General features: G+C 54.4%; 16 protein-coding genes. 8 read left to right on the plus strand and 8 right to left on the minus strand.

Going from position 1 to position 18,867, the window contains the following annotated elements; genetic code table 11:
- The first annotated feature begins 292 nt into the window (after positions 1–292).
- Complete coding sequence (locus tag PYW49_RS19040) at positions 293–1,000, plus strand: FadR/GntR family transcriptional regulator (protein WP_047347397.1); 708 nt, start codon at positions 293–295, stop codon at positions 998–1,000.
- Positions 997–2,430 carry a multidrug transporter subunit MdtD gene (mdtD, locus tag PYW49_RS19045; RefSeq protein WP_134348221.1) on the plus strand — a complete coding sequence of 478 codons (1,434 nt, stop codon included), beginning with the start codon at positions 997–999 and terminating at the stop codon, positions 2,428–2,430. The genes PYW49_RS19040 and mdtD overlap by 4 nt, the downstream gene beginning before the upstream one ends.
- Here the strand turns inward: mdtD and rbsR are convergent.
- The 7 genes from rbsR to kup all read right to left on the minus strand — a co-directional run bounded on the left by rbsR (position 2,396) and on the right by kup (position 10,311).
- Complete coding sequence (rbsR, locus tag PYW49_RS19050; RefSeq protein WP_320387236.1) at positions 2,396–3,388, minus strand: ribose operon transcriptional repressor RbsR; 993 nt, start codon at positions 3,386–3,388, stop codon at positions 2,396–2,398. The two genes, mdtD and rbsR, sit on opposite strands and share 35 nt — an antisense overlap.
- Positions 3,389–3,391: 3 nt before the next feature.
- Positions 3,392–4,321: a ribokinase gene (gene rbsK / locus PYW49_RS19055; RefSeq protein WP_320387377.1), complete on the minus strand. Its 930-nt coding sequence runs from the start codon at positions 4,319–4,321 to the stop codon at positions 3,392–3,394.
- 106 nt (positions 4,322–4,427) lie between these two features.
- Entirely contained in the window at positions 4,428–5,318 is an 891-nt protein-coding gene (gene rbsB, locus PYW49_RS19060) for a ribose ABC transporter substrate-binding protein RbsB (protein WP_047347400.1), read from the minus strand.
- 27 nt (positions 5,319–5,345) lie between these two features.
- The gene (gene rbsC, locus PYW49_RS19065; protein WP_134348223.1) at positions 5,346–6,311 is read right to left on the minus strand and encodes a ribose ABC transporter permease; all 966 of its coding nucleotides are present in this window, start codon (positions 6,309–6,311) and stop codon (positions 5,346–5,348) included.
- A 4-nt stretch (positions 6,312–6,315) separates the two neighbouring features.
- Positions 6,316–7,821: a ribose ABC transporter ATP-binding protein RbsA gene (gene rbsA / locus PYW49_RS19070; RefSeq protein ID WP_320387378.1), complete on the minus strand. Its 1,506-nt coding sequence runs from the start codon at positions 7,819–7,821 to the stop codon at positions 6,316–6,318.
- 7 nt (positions 7,822–7,828) lie between these two features.
- Positions 7,829–8,248, minus strand: coding sequence for a D-ribose pyranase (rbsD, locus tag PYW49_RS19075; RefSeq protein ID WP_320387237.1), 420 nt, complete (start codon positions 8,246–8,248; stop codon positions 7,829–7,831).
- Positions 8,249–8,442: 194 nt separating this feature from the next.
- Positions 8,443–10,311, minus strand: coding sequence for a low affinity potassium transporter Kup (gene kup, locus PYW49_RS19080; RefSeq protein ID WP_134348225.1), 1,869 nt, complete (start codon positions 10,309–10,311; stop codon positions 8,443–8,445).
- 222 nt (positions 10,312–10,533) lie between these two features.
- On the opposite strand from kup, the gene ravA reads away from it, so the two are divergent.
- Both ravA and viaA read left to right on the plus strand, forming a co-directional pair.
- Positions 10,534–12,030: an ATPase RavA gene (gene ravA, locus PYW49_RS19085; protein ID WP_320387238.1), complete on the plus strand. Its 1,497-nt coding sequence runs from the start codon at positions 10,534–10,536 to the stop codon at positions 12,028–12,030.
- The gene (gene viaA / locus PYW49_RS19090; RefSeq protein ID WP_134348227.1) at positions 12,024–13,475 is read left to right on the plus strand and encodes an ATPase RavA stimulator ViaA; all 1,452 of its coding nucleotides are present in this window, start codon (positions 12,024–12,026) and stop codon (positions 13,473–13,475) included. The genes ravA and viaA overlap by 7 nt, the downstream gene beginning before the upstream one ends.
- Here the strand turns inward: viaA and asnA are convergent, their stop codons facing one another.
- Positions 13,476–14,468: an aspartate--ammonia ligase gene (gene asnA, locus PYW49_RS19095; protein ID WP_320387239.1), complete on the minus strand. Its 993-nt coding sequence runs from the start codon at positions 14,466–14,468 to the stop codon at positions 13,476–13,478.
- A gap of 151 nt (positions 14,469–14,619) precedes the next feature.
- On the opposite strand from asnA, the gene asnC reads away from it, so the two are divergent.
- The 4 genes from asnC to rsmG all read left to right on the plus strand — a co-directional run bounded on the left by asnC (position 14,620) and on the right by rsmG (position 18,612).
- Complete coding sequence (asnC, locus tag PYW49_RS19100) at positions 14,620–15,078, plus strand: transcriptional regulator AsnC (protein ID WP_008500198.1); 459 nt, start codon at positions 14,620–14,622, stop codon at positions 15,076–15,078.
- A 90-nt stretch (positions 15,079–15,168) separates the two neighbouring features.
- On the plus strand, positions 15,169–15,618 hold the full coding sequence (gene mioC / locus PYW49_RS19105; protein ID WP_023333917.1) for an FMN-binding protein MioC: 450 nt from the start codon (positions 15,169–15,171) through the stop codon (positions 15,616–15,618).
- A gap of 374 nt (positions 15,619–15,992) precedes the next feature.
- On the plus strand, positions 15,993–17,882 hold the full coding sequence (gene mnmG / locus PYW49_RS19110; RefSeq protein ID WP_320387240.1) for a tRNA uridine-5-carboxymethylaminomethyl(34) synthesis enzyme MnmG: 1,890 nt from the start codon (positions 15,993–15,995) through the stop codon (positions 17,880–17,882).
- A gap of 106 nt (positions 17,883–17,988) precedes the next feature.
- Entirely contained in the window at positions 17,989–18,612 is a 624-nt protein-coding gene (gene rsmG, locus PYW49_RS19115; protein WP_320387241.1) for a 16S rRNA (guanine(527)-N(7))-methyltransferase RsmG, read from the plus strand.
- Positions 18,613–18,867 lie beyond the last annotated feature (255 nt).

An 18,867-nucleotide genomic window follows, 5' to 3' on the forward strand; every position in this document is an offset into this window, starting at 1 on the left:
ACCGTTGCGAGGTCCCGTATATTACGTTTTCCTCATTCAGAGTCAAGCGCTTATTTTCGCTTTTCTCTGCTGACCCGGCGGCGTGTGTGCCGTTGTTCCGTGTCAGTGGAGGCGCATTATAGGGAGTTATTCTTAGGTGACAAGGGGAAATTTAAAAAAAGTTTCTAACCGTGTCTTTTTTCACCAACAGCGGTGAAATCAAGCTACAAATTGTTCTATTTGATGTATCTGCAACCACAATCACATTCGAGATGGCATAATTATCAGCATGAATCATTAAGGAATAAAAGCGATGCCATTAAGCGCACAACAGCTGGCCGCCCAAAAAAACCTGTCGTATGTGCTGGCAGAAAAGCTGGCTCAGCGGATTTTAGCGGGTAAATATGCCCCGGGCAGCATCCTGCCGGGTGAAATGGAGCTGGGTGAGCAGTTTGGGGTAAGCCGAACCGCCGTGCGCGAAGCGGTGAAAACCCTAACGGCAAAAGGTATGGTGCTTCCACGTCCTCGTATTGGCACACGCGTGATGCCTCAGAGTAACTGGAATTTTCTCGATCAGGAGCTGCTCTCCTGGTGGATGACGGAAGACAACTTTCATCAGGTCGTCGATCACTTTCTGGTGATGCGCAGCAGCCTTGAACCCCAGGCATGCCTTCTCGCCGCCACGCTCGGGACGGCAGAGCAGAAAGCGCAGCTTAACGCGTTGATGGAAGAGATGGTGTTCCTGAAAAAACACTTCAACCGCGAACGATGGGTTGAAGTCGATATGGCCTGGCATGAACATATCTATATGATGAGCGCTAATCCGTTCCTCACCTCTTTTGCCTCTTTATTCCATTCGGTGTACCACACCTACTTTACCTCTATTACACAAGACGAAGTGGTAAAACTGGATTTGCATCAGGCGATAGTGGATGCCATTCAGGAAAGCGACGGGCAGCGAGCCCTGAATGCGTGCCAGGCATTGCTGGCTGCGCCAAACCACCAGCAGGTAAATAAATGACAACGAAAAAAGCGCGCAGCATGGCCGGATTGCCGTGGATTGCAGCCATGGCGTTTTTTATGCAGGCACTGGATGCCACCATCCTCAACACAGCGCTTCCCGCTATTGCGCAAAGCCTCAACCGCTCCCCGCTGGCGATGCAGTCCGCCATTATCAGCTACACCCTGACGGTCGCAATGTTAATCCCGGTCAGCGGCTGGCTGGCTGACCGCTTCGGCACCCGCCGAGTTTTCATGTTGGCCGTGGCGCTCTTTACGCTCGGTTCGCTGGCCTGTGCGCTCTCCTCATCCTTAACAGAGCTGGTTATCTTCCGCGTATTACAGGGCATTGGTGGTGCGATGATGATGCCCGTGGCGCGCCTTGCATTGCTGCGAGCCTATCCACGAAGCGAACTGCTTCCCGTGCTCAACTTCGTCACCATGCCGGGTCTGGTCGGCCCGATACTTGGCCCGGTACTCGGTGGCGTGTTTGTCACCTGGGCAAGCTGGCATTGGATCTTCCTGATTAATATTCCGATTGGCGTAGCCGGGCTGCTTTATGCACGTAAATATATGCCGAACTTCACCACGCCAAGGCGCAGCTTCGATATGGGCGGCTTTTTCCTGTTTGGCCTGAGCCTGGTGCTCTTCTCAAGCGGGATGGAGCTGTTTGGTGAGAAGATCGTGGCAACATGGATTGCGCTCTCCGTTATCCTCAGCGGTGTTCTGTTGTTCCTTCTTTATATACGTCACGCACGCCGTCACCCGACGCCGTTAATCTCCCTCGGACTCTTTAACACCCGCACGTTTTCCGTAGGGATTGCGGGCAACATTGCGTCACGCCTGGGGACAGGCTGCGTACCCTTTTTAATGCCGCTCATGCTGCAGGTCGGGTTCGGATACCCAGCGCTGATTGCAGGCTGCATGATGGCCCCTACCGCAATGGGCTCTATTCTGGCCAAATCAACCGTTACGCAAGTGCTGCGCTGGTTTGGCTATCGTAAGACGCTGGTTGGCGTGACGGTATTTATCGGTCTGATGATTGCGCAGTTCTCGCTACAATCTGCCTCGCTTCCCGTCTGGATGCTGATCCTGCCGCTGTTTGTGCTGGGCATGGCGATGTCGACGCAGTTCACATCGATGAACACCATCACCCTCGCCGATCTGACTGACGAAAACGCCAGTAGCGGCAACAGCGTGCTGGCGGTAACGCAACAGCTGTCGATCAGTTTAGGGGTTGCCGTGAGTGCAGCGGTGCTGCGATTTTATGAGGGTTTTGACAGCGCGAATACCGTTGAGCAGTTCCACTATACCTTTATCACCATGGGTGCGCTCACCGTGGTTTCGGCGCTGGTCTTTATGCTGTTAAAACCGAAAGATGGACGCAACCTGATCAAAGAACGCCATAAAGCAAAGTCTAAACCGAACCCCGTTCCATCAGAACAGGAGTAAGCTGCAGACGTTGCTGTTGCAGCGTGGGCTGCGCCATACGGTGGATCAGTACATCGACGGCCAGCTCGCCCAGTTCATCCTTCGGCTGATGAATAGTGGTCAGCGGCGGCGTCATGTAGCTTGCCAGTTCGATATCATCGTAGCCGATCACCGCCATATCGTCCGGCACGCGCAGGCCTGCCTGGTACAACGCCTGATAGGCACCAAACGCCATCGCATCGTTGCCAATAAATACGGCCTGTGGACGCTGCGCTTGCTCCAGTAATGTCTGCATCGCCTCAAAGCCACCGTGAAATTCAAAATCACCGGTAATACGGTAGCCTTCAGGAATGGCAAGCCCCGCCCGCGCCATCGCCGAAAGATATCCCTCCAGACGCAAACGCGCGGGAGTTTTATCCAGCGGACCGGTAATGCAGGCGATACGGGTATAGCCTTTATCGATCAGATACTGGGTTGCCATGTCCCCGCCCAGCAGGGAGTTATCCTGAATCAGATCGCTGGTGCCGTCGAAGGGCGCCCAGTCCATCATCACCGTTGGAATAGAAGGGTAGCGCTGAATAATCTCTTTCGAGGGCTGATGCGTTTCGGTGCAGAGCAGCAGTAACCCGTCGACGCGTTTTTGCATCAGCGTTTCCAGGTTACGATTCATGCGCTGCTCATCCCCTTCGGTATTGCACAGCACCAGGCTGTAGCCGCGCTCGAAGCAGCTGCGCTCTACGCCGCGAACCAGCTCAGAATAAAAGGGGTTGGTACTGGCGGTGATGAGCATGCCGATAGTACGCGTCTGGTTCAGTTTGAGGCTGCGCGCCAGGGCCGACGGCGCATAGTTGAGATTTTTAACTGCCGCTTCGACCTTCTCCCGAATCGCCTCGCTGACGAAGCGGTCGTTATTAATCACGTGAGAGACTGTCGACGTAGAAACACCCGCCAGGCGGGCGACATCTTTCATTGTGGCCAAGCGTTACCCCTGCTGACTTAAGAATTCATCTATCTCTTTACGCCATGGAACGGAAGGCTGGGCACCTTTGCGCGTCACCGCAATCGCTGCAGCAGCATGCGCGAAGCGGATCGCATCATCCATTCTCTTGCCTTCCAGCAGCGCGGTCACCAGAGCACCATTGAAGGTATCTCCCGCCGCGATAGTATCAATCGCCTTCACCTTAAAGCCCGGCACGCGACGGCCTTCACCATTTACGCTTGCCCACACCCCACGGCTGCCCAGGGTGATAATCACGGTACCAATGCCTTTATCGTGCAGTACTTTTGCCGCACGCGCTGCGTCGTCATCATTTTCAACACGAATGCCCGTCAGTTTTTCAGCTTCGGTTTCGTTTGGCGTGATGATGTCCACCAGCGCCAGCAATTCGTCTGATAATACACGGGCAGGCGCAGGATTAAGTACAACAGTGGTATGATTTTCATGCGCAATGCTGGCAGCGGCCAGCACGCTTTCCACTGGCGATTCCAGCTGCATCAGTAACGCTTCGGCATTCGCAATACACTCACGTTGCGCTTCAACACGATCGGTAGTTAATGCGGCGTTAGCGCCTGCATGAATACCGATGACATTCTCACCTTCCGCGTTGACGAAAATCAGCGCTACGCCGGTAGATTCCCCTGCAACAACGCTGACCGGTGCGATATCAATGTTATCGCTGGCGAGCTGTTTGCGCACTCGCTCACCGGTATCGTCATCACCCGTGCAGGCGATAAACGCGATATTCGCCCCGCTGCGCCCGGCGGCAACGGCCTGGTTGGCACCTTTACCGCCGAATGCCACCTGATAATGGTTACCCGTGACGGTTTCGCCCGGCGTCGGGAACGATTCAAGGTTAAGAATGTGATCGGCATTGATACTGCCAAGGACGACGAGGTTGCCTGCGGTTTTCATGGTTGGGTTGTCCATCTGAGAGCGCCACCGGTGTTACCCGGTGGCGTATGCCACACTTTTCTTTATTGGTGTCCCTCAGGCAGCCAGCGACTGCCTGATTCGCCTTTTACTGCTTGATGACCAGCTTCAGGTCAACCGGGTATTTGGCCTGAACTTTTTCGCCCTTCAGCACTTTGTCAGCAGTTTGTACGCCAGTCGCGCCAATCTGCTCAGGCAGCTGAGCGATGGTCGCAGCCAGTTTGCCATCATTTACCGCTTTTTCACCATCTGGCGTGCCGTCAAATCCGACAACCATCACATCAGATTTACCTGCAGTCTGCAGGGCACGCAGCGCGCCCAGCGCCATTTCGTCGTTCTGCGCGAACACAGCCTGCACGTCAGGATGTGCGGTCAGCAGGTTCTGCATAACGTTCAGACCTTTAGTACGGTCGAAGTCTGCTGGCTGGCTCGCCAGCACGTTAAATTTGTGCGCTGCCACAGCCTGCTGGAAGCCTTCGCCACGCTCACGGGCTGCGGAAGTACCGGCAATCCCCTGCAGTTCGATAACTTTCGCGCCTTCACCTGCTTTCTTCGCGATGTAGTCACCGGCAATTTTACCGCCCAGCACGTTATCAGACGCAATGTGGCTTACAACTTCGCCTTTCGTTGCCTGACGGTCCAGGGTGATTACCGGGATCTTCGCCTGGTTTGCCATCTTAACGGCGTTACCGACGGCGTCAGAATCGGTTGGGTTGATCAGCAGAATTTTGGTCCCACGAACGGTTAAGTCCTGAACGTTAGCCAGCTCTTTCGCCGGGTTGTTCTGTGAATCCAGCACCACCAGGTTGTAGCCCAGTTTGTCCGCTTCTTTCTGCGCACCGTCCTTCAGGGAGACAAAGAACGGGTTGTTCAGGGTAGAGACAACCAGCGCGATGGTGTCTTTCGCCATGGCGTTAGCACTTACGGTTGCGCTCAGCGCGACAGCAGAAACCAGGGTAGCCAGTTTTTTCATGTTCATATCTAAGATGTCCTGTAGTGTCGTCAGTTACTGTTTTTTGTTGTCTACCAGTACCGCCAGCAAAATCACCACTGCCTTAACGATCATCTGGTAATAGGAGGAAACACCTAATAAATTCAAACCATTATTCAGGAAACCGAGAATCAGTGCGCCGATCAATGTCCCAACAATGCGACCTTTACCGCCCGCAAGACTCGTACCGCCCAGAACCACTGCCGCAATGGCATCCAGCTCATAACCCGTACCCGCCGTTGGCTGCGCGGAAGAGAGGCGCGCCACTTCGATGATGCCCGCCAGAGACGCCAGCAGACCGCACAGCGAGTAAACGATAATTTTGACTTTATTAACGCTGATGCCAGACAGACGGGTTGCCGCTTCGTTGCCACCCAGCGCATAGATATAACGACCCAGACGGGTGTGATGCAGCATGTACCATGCCGCCAGGAAGACAATAGCCATGATCCAGACCGGCGTCGGGACACCCAGCGGACGACCGATACCGAACCAGCCAAACAGATCGGCGTTATCGGTAAAGCCCGTGTTCACCGGGCTGCCGTTGGTATAAACCATGGTCACACCGCGCAGCAACAGCATCATCACCAGCGTGGCGATGAACGCCTGAACGCGGCCTTTCGCCACAATCACACCGGTAACGGCACCAATCGCCGCGCCCGCTGCCAGTGCAGCTGCAACGGCCACCAGCGCGTTGACTTCAATCCCTACAATCGAAGCGGCAATCGCACCGGTGAGCGCCAGCAGGGAACCGACGGACAGATCGATACCCGAAGTCAAAATCACCAGCGTCATCCCAACCGCCATAATGGCGTTTACGGACGTCTGCTGAAGAATGTTGAACAGGTTATTTACGGTGAAAAAGTTCGGGCTCATGGTGGACACAATCGCGATCAGCACCAGCAGGGCAATCAGCGATTTTTGTTCCAGCAGCCATGCCTTGGTGAAATAACGGCGACCAGAAACAGCCTGGGTAGTCATCTTCTTACTCCTGATTCACGCGATTAAGCTTGCCCACAGCGGCAGCCATCAGAACTTCCTGGGTGGCCTGCTCGCGAGTGAATTCACCGCCGAGATGCCCTTCATGCATGACGATAATGCGATCGCTCATGCCTAATACTTCTGGCATCTCGGAAGAGACCAGAATGATGCTCAGACCGTCGGCCTTGAACTGGTTAATCAGCTGATAAATCTCTTTCTTAGCCCCGACGTCCACGCCGCGGGTTGGCTCATCAAGGATCAACACTTTCGGGCGCGTCATCAAGCCACGTGCAATTGCCACTTTCTGCTGATTACCGCCGGACAACAGGCCAATAGCCTGCTCCATTGACGGGGTTTTGACGTTAAAGAGACGAATAAAATCGCTGACCGCCTGCTGTTCGTCCTTGTGTTTCAGGGTACCGCCGCTATGGCTAAAATAGCGCAGCGCGGTAAGCGACATGTTCTCTTTTACCGACATGCCGAGCACTAAGCCATCGCGCTTGCGGTCTTCGGAGATATAGACGATACCGTTCGCGAGGCCATCCTGCGGCGAGCGAGTCACCACTTCATGACCGTCGAGGGTGACATACCCGCTGGATCGCGGCAGCGCACCGTAAAGCACTTTCATCAGCTCGGTACGGCCGGCGCCCATCAGGCCCGCCACGCCCAGGATCTCGCCCTGGCGCAGGGTAAAGGTCACGTCGTTCACACCCGGACCGCAGAGATTGTCCACCTTCAGGCGGATCTCACCAGGCGCTTTGTTCAGATGCGGATACTGATCTTCGAGCTTACGTCCCACCATCATTTCAATCAGCGAATCTTCGGTCAGCGTCGCCACTTCACGTTCGGCAATAAACTGCCCGTCGCGGAAGACGGTAACGTCGTCGCAGATTTCGAAGATCTCTTTCATGCGGTGAGAGATATAGACAATCCCGCGCCCCTGCGATTTCAGCTCGCGGATGACGCGGAACAGAGATTCGGTTTCGGTATCGGTCAGGGCGTCGGTCGGTTCATCCATAATGATGACCTTCGACTCAAAGCTCAGCACCTTCGCGATTTCCACCATCTGCTGATCGCCAATGGAGAGATCGCCAACCAGGCGGTCGCTCTTAAAGCGCAGGTTCAGCTTCGCCAGCAGCTTGTCTGCTTCGGCATACATGGTTTTCCAGTCGATTTTGCCAAACCGGTTAACAAACTCACGGCCGAGGAAGATGTTCTCCGCAATCGTCAGCTGCGGGATCAGGTTCAGCTCCTGGTGGATAATACCGATGCCCGCTTCCTGAGAAGATTTCGGGCCGTTGAAGGTGGTCTCTTTACCCAGCCAGACGAGTGAACCGGCATCGCGTTGATAGATACCGGTCAGCACTTTCATCATGGTGGATTTGCCGGCGCCGTTCTCACCCACCAGCGCCATCACTCGCCCGGGGTAGACGTTCAGCGCCGCGCCGGAGAGGGCTTTTACGCCCGGGAACGACTTATCGATCCCTTTAAGTTGCAGTAATGCGTCCATGATGGCCTCAGAAGGTGACGCCAGCACAGAGAATAATATTCGCATACGGGGAACACTCCCCGCTGCGAATCACCGCCTGACTGTCTGCGGTTTGTAGTTTGAATTGTTCGTGCGTTGTGTAACGAATTTCTATGGTGTTTCCCTGGTGTTGTTGCAGCTGCTCAAGGTGGCTGAGCAACGTTTCGTGGAGTTGCGGATTATGTTGTTTGATTTCTGCTGCGAGAATGGCCGCCTCAACCTGCATCTCCGCGGTCACCACGTCCAGTACCTGCATAAACGAGGGTACGCCCTGCGTTAATGCCATATCGATACGGGTTGTGCTGCGCGGAACCGGTAAGCCTGCATCGCAAACCACCAGCGTATCGGTATGCCCAAGACGGGAAATAACCGATGAGATTTCTGAGTTAAGTACCGTGCCTTTCTTCATTTTCTTGCTCCACTAGCGAAACGTTTCGCTGACATCAGTTTAATCTCAAGAATGTTCAGAAAACCATCATGACGTAACAGATTTGTGATCGACGTCGAAACGTTTCGCTAAGTGAAATGAAAAGTAAATTTAGGCGGGGGTATTGAGTGTGAGTAGGCCGGGTAAGCGAAGCGCCACCCGGCATTTTAAGGAGCTTAAATCTCGACCTGCGTTCCCAACTCAATGACGCGGTTAGGCGGGATCTCAAACTGGTCCGGCGCGCGCAGGGCGTTACGCTGCAGGATAAGATACAGCTTGCCGCGCAGGCGCAGATACCACGGGCGCTTGCCGATAATCAGCGATTCGTGGGACATAAAGAACGACGTCTCCATCATACGGCAGCTCAGCCCTTCCAGACCGCAGCGGTGGAACACCTCTTCCACGTTCGGCGTTTCACGCCAGCCGTAGCTCGCCACCACACGCCAGAATGTCGGCGAAAGCTGCTCGATTTGTACGCGACGCACGTTGTGAACATACGGCGCATCTTCGGTGCGCAGCGTCAGCAAAATGACGCGTTCGTGCAGCACTTTGTTGTGCTTGAGGTTATGCATCAAAGCAAACGGGATCACGTTCAGGGCACGAGACATATACACCGCGGTGCCAGGCACGCGAACCGGCGGTGATTTCTCCAGCGAGGCAATCATCGCCTCCAGGGAGTTACCGTGCTCATGCATGCGGCGCAGCAGACGGAAACGCTCGCTTTTCCATGTAGTCATGACGATAAACATCACCAGACCCAGCGTCAGCGGCAGCCAGCCACCGGAGACAATTTTGTCGAGGTTCGCAGAGAACAGCGGCACGTCGATGCACAGGAAGCCCACCAGAATCATCGCCACGAGGAATTTATTCCAGTGCCAGTTTCGGTACGCCACCGTGGTGGAGAGAAGCGATGTCAGCACCATCGTACCGGTTACCGCAATGCCGTACGCCGCCGCCAGGTTGCTGGAGTGCTCGAAGCTAACGATGACAATGACAACAGCGAAATAGAGCAGCCAGTTAATGAACGGGATGTAAATCTGGCCCGACTCCATCTCTGAGGTATGGATGATGCGCATCGGTGAGAGATAACCCAGACGCACGGCCTGGCGCGTCAGAGAAAACACGCCGGAAATCACCGCCTGAGAGGCAATAACGGTCGCCAGCGTCGCCAGGATCAGCATCGGCACCAGCGCCCAGTCAGGCGCCAGCAGGAAGAATGGGTTCTTAATCGCTTCCGGGTTTTTGAGCAACAGCGCACCCTGACCGAAGTAGTTCAGCACCAGCGACGGCAGTACCACAATAAACCATGCCACGCGAATAGGCAGTTTGCCGAAGTGACCCATATCAGCATACAGCGCTTCAACCCCGGTGATGGAGAGCACGACCGCCCCCAGCGCCACGAAGGAAACCACTTTGTACTCAAGGAAGAAATGCACCGCCCAGTAGGGGTTCAGCGCGTGCAGCACTTCCGGGTTAGCAATAATGCTGCGTAAACCAAGCGCCGCAAGGATCAGGAACCAGGCCAGCATAATCGGTGCAAACAGTTTGCCCACCAGCCCTGTACCGTGCTTCTGGATCATGAACAGCAGCGTCAGGACAATAATGGCCAGCGGAACCACCCATGAATCAAGTTGCGGAGCAATAATCTCCAGCCCCTCTATCGCCGAGAGCACCGAAATAGCGGGCGTTATCACCACTTCCCCGTAGAAGAAGCTGCCGCCAATCAGGCCAATAATGACCAGCACAGACGTCATTCTGGCTGACGTATTCCGCCCTGCCAGGGACATCAGGGTCAGGATCCCGCCTTCACCTGCGTTATCAGCACGCATCACGAAGGAGAGATATTTAACAGAAACCACCAGGATCAGCAGCCAGAAGATGAGTGACAGGAAGCCAAACACGGCATCGCGCTCAACACCAAAGCCAAACTGGCCAGACAGACATTCACGAAGCGTATAAAGCGGGCTGGTGCCGATATCACCGTAGACAACCCCGATCGCCGCAAGCGTTATTGCGGGTAATGATTGCTTATTATCAGTGCTCATAGACTAGTCTTTTCGTTTAAATAACAAATGTGTGCCTAGTCCCTTGGCCCACAAAAAGCGCACAGTATGCACGATTCATTGCAAAATCGTACCCCTAAATGCAACCGCATTAATGTAGCGCAAAGAAAATTGCGCCGCACTTCAGTCTATTACCAGCCCTAACTGAAACGTCTATACTCGCTTCAATTGGCCGCCACGACGGCGAAAGGATGCAAAACTATTATGGCTCACTCACATTTATTAGCAGAAAGAATTTCCCGCCTCAGCGGCGCGCTGGAGAAAGGTCTATTCGAGCGCAGCCACGCCATTCGCCTCTGTTTACTGGCGGCGTTGAGCGGTGAAAGCGTATTTTTGCTGGGTCCACCGGGCATTGCCAAAAGCCTGATTGCCCGCAGATTAAAGTTTGCGTTTCAGAACGCCCGCGCCTTCGAATACCTCATGACCCGGTTTTCCACTCCAGAAGAAGTTTTTGGCCCGCTCTCCATTCAGGCGCTGAAAGACGAAGGGCGCTACCAGCGTCTGACAGAAGGGTATCTTCCGGAAGCGGAGATTGTTTTTCTCGATGAAATCTGGAAAGCGGGACCGGCTATTCTGAACACCCTGCTCACGGCGATAAACGAACGCCGGTTCCGCAACGGCGCCAGTGAAGAGAAAATCCCGATGCGCCTGCTGGTGGCCGCCTCAAACGAACTGCCTGAAGCCGACAGCAGCCTGGAAGCGCTGTATGACCGCATGCTGATCCGCCTGTGGCTGGAGAAAGTACAGGATAAATCCAACTTCCGCTCCATGCTGGTCAGCCAGCAGGATGAGAGTGAAAACCCGGTATCCGCTTCGCTTCAGGTGACGGATGAGGAGTATCACCAGTGGCAACAGGATATTGGCAAAATCAAACTGCCGGACGCCGTCTTTGAGCTGATCTATCTGCTACGCCAGCAGCTCGATCTCCTTCCTTCTGCGCCCTATGTCTCCGATCGCCGCTGGAAAAAAGCGATCCGCCTGCTGCAGGCCAGCGCCCTGTTTAGCGGGCGGGATGCCGTTGCGCCAATCGATCTGATCCTGCTGAAAGACTGCCTCTGGCACGACGCAGAAGGTATGAATCTGATGCAGCAGCAGCTTGACGTTTTGATGACCGGACACGCCTGGGGACAGCAGGCAATGCTCAACCAGCTGGGGGCGATTGCCCAGCAGCGCATTCAGCTCCAGCAGCAGCAAAGTGACAAAACCGCGCTGAAAGTGAATCGCCTGGGGGGAATGTTCGCCCGCAAACCGCACTATGAGCTACCCGCTGAACTGACCAGCCCAACGCTGACGCTGTTGCTCCAGCAACCGCTCAAACTGCATGATATGCAGGTGGTGCACGTCTCTATTGAGCGCGAGACGCTGGCACAGTGGCTGGATAAGGGCGGGGAGATCCGTGGAAAGCTCAACGGCATCGGTTTCGCGCAGCCGCTGAATATGGAAGTGGACAGCAGCCAGCATCTGGTGATCCGCGACGTAAGCCTGCAGGGCTCGCGTCTTGCCCTTCCAGGAACCGCCTCTGACAGCGTCCCCGACGTGATTAAACAGCAGCTGGAAGCCCTGGATACAGAATGGCACCAGCAGCACACCCGCTTTAGCGAACAGCAAAAATGCCTCTTTATTCATAGCGACTGGTTAGGTCGCATCGAAGCCAGCCTGCAGGATGTAAGCGCACAGATCAAACAGGCGCGTCAATGCTAACTCTGGATACACTTAACGTTATGCTGGCCGTCAGCGAAGAAGGGTTGATCGAAGAAGTGGTCATAACACTTCTGGCTTCGCCGCAGCTGGCGGCCTTTTTTGAAAAATTCCCGAAGCTTAAAAAAGCGATGACGGACGATCTGCCGCGCTGGCGGGAAAACCTGCGCCAGCGGTTCAAAGAGACCGAGGTTCCGCCAGAGTTAACGGACGAGGTGGCCTGCTATCAGCAGTGCCAGCGCCTTTCCACGTCGCAGTTTATCGTCCAGCTCCCGCAAACCCTGACGTTGCTCGATAAAGTACATTCCCCTTTTGCCAGCCAGGCCCGGGCGCTGGTTACGGATAACGCTACCTTTACCCCCGCCCTGCATACCCTCTTTTTACAGCGCTGGCGTCTCAGCCTGGTGGTTCAGGCCACGACCCTAAACCAGCAACTGCTGGATGAAGAGCGTGAACAGCTACTGAGTGAAGTTCAGGAACGCATGACCTTAAGCGGCCAGCTGGAACAGGTGCTGGTGGAAAATGAGAACGCCGCAGGGCGTCTCTGGGATATGAGCGCCGGTCAGCTTCGGCGCGGGGATTATCAGCTGATCGTCAAGTACGGCGATTTTCTGGCGCAGCAGCCCGAGCTGATGAAGCTTGCAGAACAGCTGGGACGTTCAAGGGAGGCAAAGTCGGTCCCAAAGAAAGATGCCCCGATGGAAACTTTCCGCACTCTGGTGCGCGAACCGGCTACCGTGCCCGAACAGGTGGACGGGCTCCAGCAGAGCGATGACATTTTGCGTCTGCTGCCCACGGAGCTGAGCACGCTCGGGATGACCGAGCTGGAGTATGAATTTTACCGTCGGCTGGTGGAAAAGCAGCTCCTCACCTACCGGCTGCACGGCGAAGCCTGGCGCGAGAAGCTCAGCCAGCGGCCGGTCGTTCATCAGGATTTTGATGAACAGCCGCGCGGGCCATTCATTGTTTGTGTGGATACGTCCGGATCGATGGGCGGGTTTAACGAACAGTGTGCAAAGGCGTTCTGTCTGGCTCTGATGCGCGTGGCCCTCGCCGATCGCCGTCGCTGCTTCATTATGCTTTTCTCCAGCGAAGTGGTGGGTTATGAACTGACGAACCAGCAGGGACTCGAACAGGCGATCCGCTTTTTAAGCCAGCGTTTTCGCGGTGGTACCGATCTGGCCAGCTGCTTTCGCAGCATCGTTGAGCGGATGCAGGGGGGCGACTGGTACGACGCTGACGCGGTGGTGATTTCTGATTTTATTGCCCAGCGACTGCCGGATGACGTGGTCAATAAAGTGAAGGAGTTACAGCGGGTGCATCAGCACCGTTTTCATGCAGTGGCAATGTCCTCCCATGGAAAACCCGGCATCATGCGCATCTTCGATCATATATGGCGCTTTGATACCGGGTTGCGTAGCCGCCTGCTCAGACGCTGGCAGCGTTAGTTACAGAAGAGAGCCGACGCTTTCGCGAACCTGCTGCGGCCAGACACCACACTGAACCTGACCGATATGCGGTAACTGAAGCAACAGCATGGTCAGGCGGGACTGGCCGATACCGCCACCTATCGTCTGTGGCATTTCACCGCGCAGCAGCGCCTGGTGCCACTCTAGCTTGAGACGATCTTCATCGCCGGTGACCGCCAGCTGGCGCTTCAGCGCGTCAGCATCCACGCGGATCCCCATAGAAGAAAGCTCGAATGCGTCTTCCAGTATCGGGTTCCAGACCAGAATATCGCCGTTCAGACCGGCAAATTCTCCCTCACCCGCAGTGCTCCAGTCATCATAATCCGGCGCACGAACGTCGTGACGTTTGCCATCAGACAGTTTGCCGCCGATCCCGATCAGGAACACGGCACCTAATTCTTTGGCGATCGCGCGCTCGCGGCCTTTGGCATCCAGATCCGGGAAACGGCTCAGCAGTTCCTGGCTGTGGACAAAGTGGATCGACTCCGGCAGGAACGGTGCCAGGCCAAACTCTTTGCTTACTGCCGCTTCGGTCGCTTTGATCCCGGCGTAGATCGCCTCAACGGTAGATTTCAGCGTACCGACGTGGCGCTCACCGTCACCCATTACGCGCTCCCAGTCCCACTGGTCAACGTAAACGGAATGAATCGGAGACAGGCGGTCTTCATCGGGGCGAAGGGCCTTCATGTGCGTGTAGAGCCCTTCGCCCGCGCTGAAGTCGTGTTGTCCCAGGGTTTGACGCTTCCATTTCGCAAGGGAGTGGACCACTTCGAACTGGGCGTCTGGCAATGTTTTCACTTTTACCTGTACCGCTTTTTCGCATCCAGAGAGGTTATCCTGCGTCCCGTCGCCCACACGGCTGAGAATAGGTGCCTGAACTTCAATCAGACCCAGCTTGTCTTCCAGCTGGCGAGAAAAATGGGATTTAACGAAACTGATCTGGCGTTGTTTTGCGATGTAAGCGGTTTTCATTATTTATACTCCTGCGTCCTGTTGGTATTGATTAAGCAACAGAAATGGCACCTTATTCAATAACCCATCAACAAAAAGCCACCTTCACTTTTGATTCGCTAAAATTAGACGCTAGAATAGAGTGATTCATTAATCTTCATAAGAAAAAGCTATGGAAAATTATCAGATCGACAATCTCGACCGCGGCATTCTGGAGGCGTTAATGGCCAATGCCCGTACCGCCTATGCCGAACTGGCGAAACAGTTTGGCGTCAGCCCGGGAACCATTCACGTTCGCGTAGAGAAGATGAAGCAGGCGGGGATCATTACCGGCGCACGCATTGACGTCAGTCCTAAGCAGTTGGGTTACGACGTCTGCTGCTTCATCGGCATCATCCTAAAAAGCGCTAAAGACTACCCCTCCGCCCTGGCGAAGCTAAACGCGCTGGATGAAGTCACCGAGGCGTACTACACCACCGGGCACTACAGCATCTTTATTAAGGTCATGTGCCGATCCATCGACGCCCTCCAGCAGGTACTTATCAACAAGATCCAAACAATCGATGAAATTCAGTCCACCGAGACACTGATCTCCCTGCAAAACCCGATCATGCGTACCATCCGCCCGTGATCGGGCAAATTCATTCCCACATTTTCCACAGGTAGATCCCAGCTCGTTCACAGCGTACAATGGCCCCCTCTTTATCTGGGCGAGCGATCAATGGCGGACATTACCCTTATCAGCGGCAGCACCCTTGGCGGTGCGGAATACGTAGCGGAACATCTGGCTGAAAAGCTGGAAGATGCGGGCTTTTCCACACAAACCCTGCACGGCCCGTTGCTTGAAGATCTCCCGGCTGACGGGGTCTGGCTGTTGATCACCTCCACGCACGGCGCGGGCGATCTTCCGGATAATCTGCAACCTTTATATGACGAACTGCTTGAACAGCAGCCCGACCTGTCAAACGTCCGTTTTGGCGCAGTAGGGATCGGCAGCCGTGAATATGACACCTTTTGCGGGGCAATAGAGAAAGTCGAAGCCGCTGTCACCTCTTGCGGAGCAAAACAGCTGGGTGAAACGCTCAAGATCAACATCCTCGATCATGACATTCCGGAGGATCCAGCCGAGATCTGGCTCGCGGAATGGAAAAATTTACTCAAAAACGATTAAAGATCGCGCGAACAGATGTGGATAACTCTGGTTAAAAGCTCGTATTAACCCGTAGTTATCCCAAGAACAACTGCCGCTTAGTTTTTGTCCTGTGTATAAAGTCGCGATCTGATCCCAGCTTATACTGTCCAGGATCACCGATCATTCACAGCAAACGATCCTTTCTAACCTCATGATCTTCTTTATGAGATCGGACTTATCCACACAGGTTCGCGATCCTAATAAGAGATCACAATAGAACAGATCTCTAAATAAAAAGATCTTCTTTTTAATAGCCCAGGATCCCAATGCTTTCTCGAAAGACTAAAGTTGAGTAGAATCCACGGCCCGGGCTTCAATCCATTTTCATACCGCTTTATGCGAGGCAGACCACCATGTTTTATCAGGATCCTTTTGACGTCATCATCATTGGCGGGGGTCATGCAGGCACTGAGGCCGCAATGGCCGCAGCGCGTATGGGTCAGCAGACCCTGCTTTTGACACACAATATCGACACGCTGGGACAAATGTCCTGTAATCCGGCGATTGGCGGCATTGGGAAAGGACACCTGGTAAAAGAAGTGGATGCACTTGGCGGCCTGATGGCGAAAGCGATCGATCAGGCGGGCATTCAGTTTAGGATACTAAACGCGAGTAAAGGTCCCGCCGTACGTGCGACCCGTGCTCAGGCAGACCGCGTGCTTTACCGTCAGGCTGTGCGTACCGCCCTGGAGAACCAGCCTAACCTGATGATCTTCCAGCAGGCTGTTGAAGATCTTATCGTTGAGAACGATCGCGTAGTGGGTGCCGTGACCCAGATGGGCCTCAAATTCCGCGCGAAAGCCGTGGTGCTGACTGTGGGCACATTCCTGGACGGTAAAATTCATATCGGTCTGGATAACTACAGCGGTGGCCGTGCTGGCGATCCACCGTCTATTCCACTGTCTCGCCGTCTGCGCGAACTGCCACTGCGCGTTAGCCGCCTGAAAACAGGCACGCCTCCGCGAATTGATGCGCGCACCATTGATTTCAGCGTGCTGGCGCAACAGCACGGTGATAACCCAATGCCGGTCTTCTCGTTTATGGGCAATGCGGCGCAGCATCCGCAGCAGGTTCCGTGCTACATCACGCACACCAACGAGAAAACCCATGATGTGATCCGCAATAACCTCGATCGCAGCCCAATGTACGCAGGAGTGATCGAAGGGATCGGCCCACGATACTGTCCGTCGATCGAAGACAAAGTGATGCGCTTTGCCGATCGTAACCAGCACCAGATCTTCCTGGAGCCTGAAGGGCTGACGTCCAACGAAATTTACCCGAACGGTATCTCCACCAGCCTGCCGTTCGATGTGCAGATGCAAATTGTTCGCTCAATGCAGGGTATGGAGAATGCGAAAATCGTTCGCCCTGGCTACGCTATTGAGTACGATTTCTTCGATCCACGTGACCTGAAGCCGACTCTGGAGAGCAAATTCATCCACGGTCTGTTCTTCGCGGGTCAGATTAATGGCACCACCGGCTACGAAGAAGCGGCTGCACAGGGTCTGCTTGCCGGTTTGAATGCCGCACGTTTCTCAGCCGAGAAAGAGGGCTGGGCACCGGGTCGTTCTCAGGCCTATCTGGGCGTGCTGGTTGACGATCTCTGCACCCTGGGTACCAAAGAACCGTACCGTATGTTTACCTCTCGCGCAGAATATCGCCTGATGCTGCGTGAAGATAACGCCGACCTGCGTCTGACCGAAATGGGACGTGAGCTGGGTCTGGTCGATGACGAGCGCTGGGCGCGCTTCAACGAGAAGCTGGAACGCATTGAACAGGAACGTCAGCGCCTGAAAACGACATGGGTGAATCCACAGGCGGAAACCGCAGCTGAAGTGAACGCTCACTTGACTGCGCCGCTCTCGCGTGAAGCCAGCGGTGAAGATTTGCTGCGTCGCCCTGAAGTCACCTACGAGAATCTGGTAAAACTGAGCGCATTCGCGCCAGGCCTGGAAGACGCTGAAGCGGCAGAGCAGGTTGAGATTCAGGTGAAATACGAAGGTTACATCGCGCGTCAGCAGGATGAGATTGAAAAACAGCAGCGCAACGAAAATACGCTGCTGCCGGAAATGCTGGACTACCGTCAGGTAACAGGCCTTTCCAACGAAGTCATCGCCAAGCTGAACGATCATAAACCGGTATCAATCGGCCAGGCGTCCCGCATCTCGGGCGTTACCCCCGCGGCGATTTCGATCCTGCTGGTATGGCTGAAAAAGCAAGGTATGCTGCGCCGCAGCGCGTAACATGTGTAATTCGCCCGGTGGCGCTGCGCTACCGGGCCTACAGAACTCCGTAGGGCGGGTAAGCGAAGCGCCACCCGCCACTTAAGTCTCTCAACAGGTATTCACCGTGCTTAATAAACTCTCTCGTCTGCTGGATCTGGCAGGTATTTCGCTCACCGATCACCAGAAAAATCAGCTGGTGGCCTATGTCGATATGCTGAACAAATGGAACAAAGCGTACAACCTGACGTCTGTTCGCGACCCCAACGAGATGCTGATTCGCCATATTCTCGATAGCATCGTGGTTGCGCCGTATCTGAAAGGTGAGCGTTTTATCGACGTGGGTACGGGCCCTGGTCTGCCGGGCGTTCCGCTGTCGATTGTTCGACCTGAGAGCCATTTCACACTGCTGGATAGCCTTGGCAAGCGCGTACGCTTTTTACGTCAGGTACAGCATGAATTGAAGCTTGAGAACATCACGCCTGTGCAGAGCAGGGTAGAGGAGTTCCCGGCGGCGCCGCCGTTTGACGGTGTTATCAGCCGCGCGTTTGCTTCACTCAATGATATGGTGAGCTGGTGTAAGCATTTGCCCGCAGAAAATGGCCGCTTCTATGCGCTGAAAGGGCAGTTGCCAGGTGAAGAAATTGAACAGCTTCCGGACGGTTTCGCTGTTGAATCCATCGAGAAATTAAACATTCCTCAGCTCGATGGGGAACGTCATCTGGTGATAATTAAGCCAAACAATTTTTAAAAAATTAATAAAAAATGTGGAATTTGTGCTGTTCTTACCATGTTAAAAAACAGCACAACTACCGGGGACTTACCGGTGAGCTTTTAACCTCTTTTTCACTAAGGTTTTTCTTACGGTTAACGTAGTGGCTATTATTTACCGTGAAGATAGTCATCTGTGAAAATATAAGTCTGCTAAAAGTGGAAGGCAGCAACCAGAACGGAATGTTAATTATTTATTAAGAATGTCAATAAAAGGTTTTTATTGTGTACTGGG

The sequence above is a fragment of the Enterobacter chinensis genome (assembly GCF_034008295.1).
Classification (GTDB): Bacteria; Pseudomonadota; Gammaproteobacteria; order Enterobacterales; family Enterobacteriaceae; genus Enterobacter; species Enterobacter chinensis.